The organism is Endothiovibrio diazotrophicus (genome assembly GCF_054657215.1).
On the sequence record NZ_BAAHXB010000028.1, the window covers coordinates 39,521 to 51,636 of the forward strand.

Consider the following 12,116-nt stretch of genomic DNA (forward strand, 5'->3'; position numbering starts at 1 on the left):
TCACGCTTCCTTCTCGGTATCGATTTCCATCAACTCCTGCCACAACAGATCGGCCACCGCGTCGCCGGCCGGCACGGCCGCCTCCGCGGCGGGCCGATCCGGTTCGGCGGGGGCCGCCTCGGCGGTCGGCTCCGGGGTCTGCACGATCTCTTGCAACAGGTGGGCGGCGAGGGCCGCGATGGAGGGGTAGTCGAAGACGATGGTGGCGGGCAGGTGGTGGCCGCCGAGGCTCTTCTGCAGCTGGTTGCGCAGCTCCACGCTCATCAGCGAATCGACGCCCAGCGCGGAGAACGGGTCGGCGGTGGAGATGCGCTGGTGATCGCGCTGCCCCAGCACATGGGCCACTTGCTCTTGCAGATGCCCCTCTAGCAGGGCAAGTCGCTCTTCCGGCGGCGCGGACTCCAACTGCTGCAGGAAGGCGTCGGCGGGCTCGGCGGCGGAGGGTTCCGCGGCGTCCCCCTGCAGATGGGCGAGCAGCGGCAGGGTGGTCGGGTAGCGTGACCAGTTGACCGGCAGCACCCCGATGCCCGTCGCATCGTTTTCCAGCAGATAGGTGAAGATCGACGTCCCCTGCTGCGGCGCGATGAGGCCGATCCCCTGGGCCTGCATCCGCTGCTTCTGCTCCACGGCCATGCCGACCTCGCCCCACGGCCCCCAGTGGATGGCGATGCCGGGGAGGCCGCCGTCGCGCCGCTGGCGCATCAGGGCGTCCATGAAGCCGTTGGCCGCCGCGTAGTTGCCCTGTCCGGGGGAGCCGAGGAGCGAGGCGACGGAGGAGAAGCAGACCAGGAAATCCAGCGGCAGCCCTTGGGTGGATTGGTGCAGGTACCAGCTGCCCGCCACCTTGGGCGCCATCACCTTCTCGAAACGGGCGCGGCTCTGCTGCCCCAGCACGCCGTCGTCGAGCACCCCCGCCGCGTGCACCACCCCCTTCAGCGGCGCGATCTCCTGGCAACGCTCCACCAGGCTGCGCACCGCCTCCGGGTCGCCGATGTCCGCCGCCACGATATGGATCGTCGCGCCGTCCTCCTCCAGCTGGCGGATCGCCTGCGCGGCGTCGGCGGACGGCCGGTCGCGGCGGCCGCTCAGCACCAGCTGGCGGGCGCCGCCCTCCACCAGCGTCCTGGCGATGTGCAGGCCCAGCCCGCCCAAGCCGCCGGTGATCAGATAGCTCGCCTCCGCCTTGAGCGGCAGGGCGTTGGCGGCCCCGCCATCCCGGGCGAAGGTGAGCACCACCTTGCCGAGGTGCCGCGCCTGCTGCATGTAGCGGAAGGCGTCACCGATCTCCGCCTTGGCGAAGGGCTTGTAGGGCAGCGGTTGCAGCCGGCCGTCGGCGAACCGTTCGAGCAGTTCCCGCCACATCTGCGGCAGCAGCCGCTCATCCTGCGCGATGGCGTCGGCCAGATCGAAGGAGAAGTAGCGGACCCCGGGGTGGCGGGCCGCCACCTGCTCCGCCGAGCGGATCTCCAGCTTGCCGATCTCGACGAAGCGTCCGCCGTCGCCGAGCAGCGACAGGCTACGCTCGATGACCTCCCCGGTGAGGCTGTTCAGCACCACGTCCACGCCCCGGCCGTCGGTGAGCGCCATCACCTCCTCGGCGAAGTCGAGCGTGCGCGAGTTCATCACATGGGTCACCCCCTGGCCCTTCAGGAACTCCCACTTCGGCGGGCTCGCCGTGGCGAAGAGCTCCGCGCCGGTGGCCCGCGCGATCTGCACCGCCGCCTGGCCGACGCCCCCCGCGGCGGCGTGGATCAGGATGCGCTCCTCCGGCTGGAGGTCGACCACCCGCTTCAGCGCATACCAGGCGGTGAGGAAGGCGAGCGGAATGGTCGCCGCCTCCTCGAAGCTCATCCCGGCGGGGATCGGCGCCAGCAGCTCCGCCGAGGCCACCGCGTAGTCGGCCAGGCTGCCGAGCACGGTCCCCATCACCGCATCGCCCACCGCCAGCCCCGTCACTCCCTCGCCCACCGCGACGACCACCCCCGCGCACTCGAAGCCGAGGGGGATGTCCCGCGCCTGATGGATGTCCAGGGACTCGGCGTAGTACTGCTGGAGCATCCCGAGGGTGTTGAGCACGTCGCGGAAGTTCAGCCCGGCCACCCGGACCTCGATTTCGACCTCGCCGGGGCCCGGCGCTCGACGCTGCAACGGGACGAGTTGGAGATGGTCGATGGCGCCGTACTCGGCCAGCCTCGCCTGCTGGGGTTGGGTCGCGGCCTGTGCCGCGGGTTTCCACGGCAGCAGGCGGGCGACGTGGCGTTGGTCGCCGCGGTAGACGAGCTGGTTCTCCGGCCCCTCGGCCAGCAGTTCGTCGACCCACGCGGTCGCCTCCGGCGGCGTCTCCGCGGTGAGATCGATGCAGCCGCAGTGGAGCTGGGGATACTCGTAGTGGACGGTGCGCGCCAGTCCCCACAGGGCGCCCTGATTGGCGCGATGGCCGGCATCGGCCAGGTCCGCCGGCGCACCCTCTCCGCCGGCCTCGGGCGGGGCGAGATGCTGACAGCCGCGGGTGACCAGCCACAGCCGGGCGCCGCTCTCCAGCTCCGCCATGGCTTGGGTGAGGTGGAGCAGTCCTGTGGAGAGCTCGACCGTCTGCTGCGGGATCGGGGTGGCCGCCGCCGGGGGGCCCTCCATGCCCCACAGGTAGACCACCCCGGCACACCCTCCGTCGCTCATCACGCCCGCCAACAGCTGTCGATAGGCCTCGGGGCGCTCCGCATCGATGGTCACACGCCGCACATCGCCGTCTCCCGCCACGTCCGCGGGGGCGTCGGCCTGCACCAGGACGACCCGCCGGCCGAGCGCGCCCAGCCGGTCGACCAGCGCCGCGGTCAGCGGACGATCCGCGCCGAAGACGACCCAGGCCGCCGAGGCGGGGTGCATTGCCTCCTGCTCCGGGCCGCCGTTCTCCAGCGGCGCCTGCTCCCAGGCGAGGGCGTAGAGCGACTGCGACAGCCCTTGCGGTGCCGAGCGCACCTCGAAGCCGACGATCTCCGCCACCCGCCGGCCGTCCGCGTCGAACAGCCCGATATCCCACTTCTGCTCGCCGCGCTGCTCGGCGTGGCACCACCACTCCTGTCCCCTGGCCGGCCGATGGAGACGGAACCGTTCGATGGCGAAGGGGAGGCGGGTCTCGCTGTCGTTGACCGTCGAGCCGGCCACCTGGAAACAGGCGTCCAGGATTCCCGGGTGCAATACGTAGTCGGTGAGGCCGCCGAGGGTGGCCGGTGCGCGCAGCTTCCCCAAGGCCCCGTCGGCGCCCCGCCAGAGGCGCGACAGCCAGCGGAACTCCGGGCCCAGGAGGATCTGGCGCTGGGCCGCCGCGGCGTAGATCGAGGCGACGTCGACCGCCTCCGGGTAGCGCTGTTGCAACGACTCCAGGGCGACTTCGCGCTCCTCACCGGCGGGAAAATCGATCACGCCGCTGGCGTGGGTGCCGGGCTTCTCCTGCGGGTGCCCCCCGTGGAAGCTGATCAGCCGGAAGGTGGAACGCGGCGCGTCGCCCTCCTCGGGGGTCAACACCAGATGGACGGTGGGAGCCTCCTGCGGATCGTCCGGGACGCTCAACGGCTGGGGAAAGACGATGTCCTCGATCGTCCCCGGCCGGGTCGAATCGAAGGCCAGCGCCATGCCGCTCAGCACCATCGACAGTTGGCAGGCGGCCGGCGAGACGATCGCGCCGTAGACCTTGTGGTCCGCGAGGAGGGGGAGGCGGTCGACGCCGAAGCGGCACTCGAAGAGGATCTGGTTCTGCCACGGCAGCCGCATCATCTGGTCGATCAGGGCGCCCAGCCGGCCGCTCTTCTCGCGGCTCGCCGGCGCGTCGATCCAGAAGCGCTCCCGCTGGAAGGGGTAGGTCGGCAGGTCGATCTTGCGCCGGCGATACTCCCGGTCGAAGGCCGCCCAATCGATCTCCAGGCCCCGCAGGTAGCCGTCGCCCAGGCTCTCCAGCAGGGACTCCCAGTCCGTTCGCCCCGGCCGCAGGGTGGGCAGCCAGGCGATCGACGCCTCCTCCGGCAGGCACTGCCGCCCCATGCCCGAGAGCACCGGCTTGGGACCGATCTCGAGGTAGACCCCGTACCCCAGGCGATGGAGGGTCTCCACGCCGTCGCGGAAGCGCACCGGCTGGCGGATGTGCCGGCACCAGTACTCCGCGCTGGCGACCTCCGCGGTGGCCGGATCGCCGCTGAGATTGGAGATCAGTCTCAGCTGCGGAGGCGCGTAGCTTACCGCCTGCGCGACGCGCCGGAACTCCTCCAGCATCGGCTCCATCAACGGCGAGTGGAAGGCGTGCGACACGCGCAGCGGCTTGCTCTGGACGCCGCGCCCGTGCAGCTCCGCGGCCACCGCCGCCAGCGCCTCGCTCCGACCGGAGAGGACCACGCTGGACGGACCGTTGAGCGCGGCGATGGCGAGCGCCCCGCCATGCTCGGCGACGAGCGCCTCGGCGGCGCCCTCGTCGAGCATCGCCGCCAGCATGCCGCCGCGCTCGGTCAGGCCCTGCATCAGGCGCCCGCGGGCCGCGATCAGCTTCAGGCCCTCCTCCAGGCTGAACACCCCGGCGACGCAGGCGGCGACGTACTCGCCGACGCTGTGCCCCATCACCGCCGCCGGCTGGATGCCCCACGACCGCCAGAGTTGGGCCAGGGCGTACTCGAGCGCGAACAGCGCCGGCTGGGTGTAGGCCGTCTCGTCCAGCAGCGACGTTGCAGGATCCGCGTCGTCCGCCGGGTAGAGGAGGTCGAGCAGGGGGACCTCCAGCTCGGGCAGGAGGATCTCGTTGCAGCGCTCGAGGACGCGGCGAAACAGCGGGCTGCTCCGGTAGAGTTCGCGCCCCATGTTCGGGTACTGGGCGCCCTGCCCGGTAAACAGGAAGACCACCTCCGGGGCGTTCAGGGCGGCGCAGCCGCGACGCCACCCGGTGGAGGCCGCGCCGGCCGCGTAGGCCGCCAGCTCGTCGCGCAGCTGCGCCGGCGAGGAGGCGGTCACCGCCAGGCGCTGCGCGAAATGGTCGCGCCCGCTGTTGGCGGTGAAACAGAGGTCGGCGAGGTCGATCTCCGGGTGCCCGTCGAGATGGTCCCGGTAGCGTGCGGCGAGCGCCTTCAGCGCCGCCTCGTCCTTGGCGGAGAGCGCGAGAAGCTGGAGCGGCCGTTCGCCGTCGAGCGGCTGGTCGTCCCGCGGCAGTGCGCCCACCGCCTCCTCGACGATGAGATGGACGTTGGTCCCGGTCATCCCGAAGGAGTTGATGCCGGCCAGTCGCCCCGCCGACCCGGCCTCGGGCCAGCGGGTCAGCGCCACCGGCACGCGGATCGGCAGGTCGTCCCACGGGATGCGCGGGTTGGGGGTGTTGAAGTGGAGGTTGGGCGGGATCTGCCCGTGTTGCAGGGCCAGCACCGTCTTGATCAGCGCGGGCATGCCGGCCGCCGACTCCAGGTGCCCCATGTTGCTCTTGACGGTGCCGATATGCAGCGGCTCCCCGTCCCCCCGCTGCTGGCAGAGGACGTTGCTCAAGGCCGAGATCTCGATCGGGTCGCCCAGCGGGGTGCCGGTCCCGTGCGCCTCCACGTACTGGATCCGCTGCGGTTCGACGCGGGCGTTGGCCAGCGCCTCGCGGATGACCAGCTCCTGGGCGAGGCCGTTGGGCGCGGTGAGACCGTTGCTCCGCCCGTCGTGGCTGGCGGCCGAGCCGCGGATCACCGCCAGCACCCGGTCGCCGTCGGCCCGCGCGGTGGAGAGGCGCTTGAGCACCACGACGCCGCAACCCTCGCCGCGGCCGTAGCCGTCCGCCGCGGCGTCGAAGCTCTTGCAGCGGCCGTCGACCGCCGCCGCCTTCATCTTGCACAGGCCGGCGAGTACCTCCGCGGCGAGCGTCAGGTTGACCCCGCCGGCCAGCGCCACCTCCGACTCGCCGAGGCGCAGGCTCTGGCAGGCCAGATGCACCGCCAAGAGCGAGGAGGAGCAGGCGGTATCCACCTGCATCGCCGGGCCGTGCAGGTCGAGCAGGTAGGCGAGGCGGCCCGCCGCCATCCCGCGCAGGATGCCCAGGCTGTTGTAGGCGTCGACCTTCGACGCGCCCCCCTGCCAGAAGTCGAGCTCGCCGTAGTCGAGCATGAACAGGCCCATGAACACGCCGGTCCGGCTGCCGCGCAGGCGCGACGGCGCCAATGCGGCGTTCTCCAGCGCCTCCCAGCTCACCTCCAGCAGCAGGCGCTGCTGGGGGTCGAGGCTCAACGCATCGCGGGGGGAGATGTCGAAAAACGAGGGGTCGAAGCGATCGATCTCCCGCAGAAAGGCCCCGCTACGGGTGTAGACCTTGCCCGGCGCCTCCGGATCGGGATCGTACCAGTCGTCCACGTTCCAGCGCTCGGCCGGGACCTCGGTGACCGTATCCACCCCGTCGGCGAGCAGTTGCCAGAACTTCTCCGGGGTGTCCGCGTCGCCGGGAAAGCGGCACCCCATGCCGACGATCGCGATCGGCTCGGCGTTCGGCGGGGTCTGGCCCTCCTGAGCCTCCAGCTGGGCCCGCAGCTCCTTGATCTTGAGAAAGGCGCTCTCCAACAGCGCGCGGTAGTCGGCTCCCTCCGTCGCTGAACTCATGCCCCCCCTCCCGTCTTCTCGCCGCCGATCTCCGCGGCGAGCAGGTCGGCCAGCTCGCCGTCGGAGAGCTGCTTCAAACGCTCCTTGCCCTCTTCGGCGGAGGGGGCCGGTGCGAACTTCCCGCAGAGGTAGGCGGAGAGCGATTCGACGCTCGAATAGCTCCAGGTGGTGGTCGCCGGCAGGGTGTGTCCGAGCCAGCCGGCGAGCTCGTCGGTCAGCTTCACCGCCAATATCGAGGTCAGGCCATACTCGACAAAGGAGCGTCGCAGCTGGATCTCCTCCCGCTCGACGTCGAGGTTGTCGAGCAGCCAGCGGATCAGCCACTCCTGGATCTCGCCGACGGAGAAGACGGCCGGCTGCGCGGCGGCGGGCGAGTCGGACGGCCGCTGGTGCTTCTCCCGCAGGACCCGCTTGAGGATCTTCCCGGTGGGGTTCTTGGGGAGGGTGTCGACGAAGGTCACCGAGGTCGGGATCTTGAAGTCGGCGATCTTCGTCCGGCAGAAGGCGATGATCTCCTCTTCGGTTGCGGAGTGCTCGCGTTTGAGCACGATGTTCGCCTTGACCTGCTCCCCCAACAGCGTGTCGGGTATCCCGTAGACCGCCGCTTCCGAAACCGCAGGATGTTGGTAGAGGATATTTTCGATCTCCACCGGATATACTTTCATCCCGTCGACATTGATCATGTCCTTGACCCGGTCGGCGATATAGAAATATCCCTCTTCGTCCATCCTGCCGATATCGCCGGAGTGGAACCATCCCTCCTTGAGAACGCCCGCCGTCTCGGCCGGGCGGTTCCAGTAGCCCAACATGACGTTGGGACCGCGAATGATGATTTCACCCAACTCGCCGGGAGGCACCGGCTGGTCGTCGAAATTGACGATTCTCATCTCCACGTTCTCGATCGGCATGCCGATCGAACCGGACTTGAACTTGAGGAAGTGGTTGTAACTGGCGAAGGGCGAAGTCTCCGTCAGTCCGTAACCCTCATGGATGACCCGGCCATATTTTTCGTGCCACTGGATGGCGACCTCTTCGGGCAGGCCGGCGGCGGCGGAGAAGTAATACCGTATGGAGCCCATCTCCTCCGCGCTGGCGTGTTCATACAGGGAGATGAATACGCTCGGGACCGCATAGAGCTGGGTGATCTGCTCATCGACGATGGCGCGCATCGCCTGCTCGGGGGCGAACTTGCGCTGCATGACGATCGTCGCGCCGGCGCATAGCGCGCTGTTGAGGATGGCGTTCTGTCCGAAGCAGTGAAACAGCGGCAGGAACAGCAGGAGCGTGTCGTCCGGCTTGACGCCGCAGTTGTGGACGAACGAGTAGGTGTTGGAGATGACGTTGCCGTGGGAGAGGGTCGCCCCCTTGGGAAAGCCGGTGGTACCCGAGGTATAAAGAATGGCCGCCGGGTCGTCCCGCTGCATCTCGGCGCAGTGGGCGGTCGGTGAGGAGCCTTCCAGCAACTCGGCGAGCGACTCCGTGCCCTCCGCGGCCCGGCCTTCGGCGATCAGCAGGTGCCGCAGATGTTCCAGCTCCTCCCGCGGTACGTTGGGGGCCAGGGTCTCGGTGGTGATCAGGGCGACCGCGCCGCAGTCGTCGGCGATGAAGCGGACCTCCTCGCTCTTGAGGGAGGCGTTCAGGGAGACCGCGATCGCCCCCACTTTCTGGATGCCGAAGTAGGCGATGGCGAATTCGGGGATGTTGGGCAGGAACAGCGCCACGCGGTCGCCGCGGGCGACGTTCAACTTGCGCAATCCGTTGGCCATGCGGTTGCCGAGTTCGTTCAACAGCCGATAACTGTATCGCTTCCCTTCGAAGAGCAACGCCGCCTGTTCGGGAAAAAGTCGCGCGCCGCGTTCCAGGTTGTCAGCGATATTCATGCTTCAACGCCTCCACGGTGTTCTTGACGGATAGAGCGATGCGGCTTTCGTCGGCGGCGAGGTCCGCGGCGATGATCGCGATGTGCGACGAGAGGTCCTGCTCGTTGTCGTTCCAGATATAGGGCCTGGTTCGCGAAGGGGAGCGTCCCAGCAGCTCGTGTACCGCGTCATAGAGCGGGACGGTGGCGGCAGAGAGGCACTCCCGGGCGTCGTAGTGGCCGCTCTTGGCATGGGTCCGCAAATCGACCCCCTGCACGCCGAACAGCAGCGCGACGGCCAGATACTGCTGAAACAGTTCGATCGACTGGCAGGCGAGGACGGCCGAGCCGAATCCCTGGCTGTTGATGTTCTGATTGAACTGCTCGGCATGGGTCGGATAGTGGTGGACCAGCGGCGCTCCCAGGAAGGTCAACAGCGGCATGATCGAATTGCCGGTGATCTGCAGTCCCTTCAATCCCATGTTGACCTTGCGGCCGGTTTGGCCCACCAGGGAGGCTGACAGCCCACCGTTGAATTCCGGTGACACCATGAGCGCGATCTGCACATCCAGGTGTTTGGCCAACAGGCCGATGTGGTGGCGCAACTGGTCCATGCCGGTGCCGATGTACTGGCCGAGGAAATTGCCGCAGTGATAACTGGTTTGGGTCTCGGCGTCGATCAGTGGATTGTCGGTGACGGAGTTGATCTCCGTGGTGGTCTGCCGGACGATCTGGCGCAGGCCGTCGACGATCGGTCCCATGTATTGAGGGTGACAGCGCAGCGAGTAGCGGTCCTGCACCAGTTCGTCGTGGACGTGCTGGCGACACCCGTCCAACTCGTCCCTGACCAGCTGCGAACCGGAGAGCAGTTCGAGCATTTGGGCGGCGCTCCAGAGCTGTCCCGGATGCGCCTTGTGGCGATGGATGAAGGGGTGGAAGGTCTGGTTGGTCGCCCCCAGGCCCTGCATCATCAAGGCGTGGGCGGCGAAGGAGACGGCGAGCAGGGTCTGGGCGTCGTCGACGCAGTTGGCGGCGATGCCGGTCATCACGGAGGTCCCGTTGACGATCGCCAGCCCCTCCTTCGGCGCCAGGCGCAGCCGCGGCAGCTTCAGCCGCTCCAGCGCGCTCAGCGCGTCGGTCTCCTCGCCGTCGAAGTCCACCTTGAAACAGGCGTCCAGGCCGGTGACCGCACCGCCGATGGCGGCCAGCGGTACCAGGTCGCCGCTGGCGCCGATGGAACCGAGCGAACGGACCTTGGGGGTGACCCCCGCATTCAGGAAGGTGATGAAGCGCTGGATGATCTCCAGGCGGATCCCCGAGATGCCGCTCATCAGGGCGTTCGCGCGCAGCAGCATGGCGGCGCGTACGTGCCTGGCGGGGAGGTAGGTTCCCGCGCCGCTATTGAGAAACCACAGCAGGTTGTTTTGCAGTTCGGTGGCTTCTTCGCGGGATATGGTGATGTCCGCCATCCCGCCGAAGCCGCTGGTGACTCCGTAGATCGGCTCCTCGGCCTCGACCGCCTGGACGATGTAGTCGCAGGAGGCCCGTATTCGCTGTAGCACTACCTCGTCATCGGTGAGCCGGGCCTTTCCACCGTGGCGTGCTACGCGCACGACTTCGTCGATGGTGAGATGGTTGCCGCAGACGGTGACGGGATTTTGTGTAGCGGGGGCTTCCGGCAATCGTGCAGGGGGGACTCGATTGTCGATACTCATGCGTGACTCTGCGTCCATTCTCTCTAAACGTAAGACTTCCGTGAAATGCCGCTCACTATCCCAAAGCCCCTACGTGCGGTCAACACGATCTTTCGACTGAATTCGGTGCCGGGATTTGTCACACCAGTTGTCATTCGATCCATTCACAGAATGGGGTGATATACAATGAATGTGTTCTTCATCGATATCTATTTTGCGGATTGTTTATTTTCGATGACGAGCTCGTGTTGCGGCGGCGCGGTTCGAATTTTTGGTCAAGCGGAGGTTATCGTTTTCCATTTCCCGTGATCCTTTCGGTTTACCGACTCCCCGGATGCCGGCACCCCCGTTTCTTGAGTTATGTCAAGGTGGTTCGTGGCGGGGTCGGGGCAGAGTGGTCGGGTCGAAATACCCGACGATTTTTGGGGGAGGGTGGATCATGAAAAAGGGATGGGGAGTTTCGTTGGTGGGAGGTCTCCTGCTGCTTGTTCAGGGGGGGTTCCTCGGGGCCGCCCAGGCGGCGGTGGACAAGGCGCCGAAGACGCTGTCGGAGACCTCCAAGGAGTGCGTCGCCTGCCATAAGAAGAAGACGCCGGGGATCGTCCAGCACTGGGGGGGAAGCAAGCATTACCGGGCCAACGTGGGCTGCTACGAGTGCCACAAGGCCGATGCGAAGGACAAGGACGCCTTCATCCACGACGGCAAGAAGACCAAGGTGCATATCTCGATCATCGTCTCGCCAAAGGATTGCGCGCAGTGCCACGAGCAGGAGAACGCGGAGTTCGCCGCCTCCCACCACTCGAAGGCCGGACGCATCCTCGGCTCGCTCGACAACCTGCTGGCCGAGGTGGTCGAGGGCAACAACGGGATGGTCACCGCAGGCTTCCCCGAGGGGGTCTCGGCGGCGGCGGTCAACGGCTGCTGGCAGTGCCACGGCTCCCAGGTGAAGGTGCTGAAGGACGGCGAGCTCGATCCCGCCACCTGGCCCAATACCGGTATCGGGCGGATCAATCCGGACGGCTCCGAGGGCTCCTGCACCGCCTGTCACGCCCGTCACCGCTTCTCGGTGGCCCAGGCGCGCAATCCGGAGAACTGCGGCAAGTGCCACCTCGGGCCGGACCACCCGCAGAAGGAGATCTACGACGAGTCCAAGCACGGCATCCAGTTCTACGCCAACAAGGACAAGATGAATCTCGACCGTCCGAAGTGGGTGGTGGGCGAGGACTACGACGCGGCGCCGACCTGCGCCACCTGCCACATGTCGGCGACGCCGAAGCAGCCGGTGACCCACGACGTGGGCATGCGCATCTCCTGGAACAACCGGCCGCCGGTGTCGGTGCGTCCGGAGAAGGCCGACGCGAAGATGGGGCTGCCGGGCAAGGACGTGCCGTGGGACGACCGTCGCGAGGCGATGAAGGACGTCTGCACCAACTGCCACAACGGCGACTACGTGGACGCCTTCTACACCCAGTACGATGGGCTGGTGACCCTCTACAACGAGAAGTTCGCCAAGCCGGGGCTGGCCCTGATGGCGCTGACCAAGCCGCTGCTCAAGCCGGCCAAGTTCAGCAACCGGATCGACTTCGTCTGGTTCGAGCTGTGGCACCACGAGGGCCGGCGCGCCCGTCATGCCGCCTCGATGATGGGGCCCGACTACACCCACTGGCACGGCACCTACGAGCTGGCGAAGAACTTCTATTCGGAGTTCATCCCGGAGCTGGAGGAGCTGGTGCGCGAGGGCGAGCACTCGGGGGATGCGGCCAAGCAGCAGGCGGCCAAGGCGTTGCAGGCGAAGATCGACGAGGTGCTCAACAGCCGTGACCACCGCTGGTACCTGAACAAGATGGACCCGCAGGAGGCGGCGCAGCGGAAGAAGGCCGCGGAGGAGTTCAAGGCGCGCTACAAGTAGTCGATGACCGCGGCGGCCCCGTCCGGGGCCGCCGTGTTTCGAGCACGCTTTTCCCGCC

4 protein-coding genes are annotated in these 12,116 nt (G+C 67.8%); 1 reads left to right on the forward strand and 3 read right to left on the reverse strand.

Translation table 11 applies throughout. The features are described from left to right. Genes ACYQ2W_RS09565 through ACYQ2W_RS09575 form a run of 3 tightly spaced genes read right to left on the reverse strand, consistent with a single transcriptional unit; the run spans position 1 to position 10,170 of the window. Positions 1–6,597 (reverse strand): SDR family NAD(P)-dependent oxidoreductase, encoded by a 6,597-nt coding sequence (locus ACYQ2W_RS09565; protein WP_459865660.1) that lies wholly within the window; start codon positions 6,595–6,597, stop codon positions 1–3. After that, the gene (locus ACYQ2W_RS09570) at positions 6,594–8,477 is read right to left on the reverse strand and encodes a long-chain-fatty-acid--CoA ligase (RefSeq protein WP_459865662.1); all 1,884 of its coding nucleotides are present in this window, start codon (positions 8,475–8,477) and stop codon (positions 6,594–6,596) included. Before ACYQ2W_RS09570 ends, ACYQ2W_RS09565 begins: the two co-directional genes overlap by 4 nt. Next, positions 8,464–10,170 (reverse strand): HAL/PAL/TAL family ammonia-lyase, encoded by a 1,707-nt coding sequence (locus ACYQ2W_RS09575; protein WP_459865664.1) that lies wholly within the window; start codon positions 10,168–10,170, stop codon positions 8,464–8,466. Before ACYQ2W_RS09575 ends, ACYQ2W_RS09570 begins: the two co-directional genes overlap by 14 nt. A 445-nt stretch (positions 10,171–10,615) precedes the next feature. On the opposite strand from ACYQ2W_RS09575, the gene ACYQ2W_RS09580 reads away from it, so the two are divergent. Continuing rightward, positions 10,616–12,058 (forward strand): multiheme c-type cytochrome, encoded by a 1,443-nt coding sequence (locus ACYQ2W_RS09580; RefSeq protein ID WP_459865666.1) that lies wholly within the window; start codon positions 10,616–10,618, stop codon positions 12,056–12,058. Positions 12,059–12,116 lie beyond the last annotated feature (58 nt).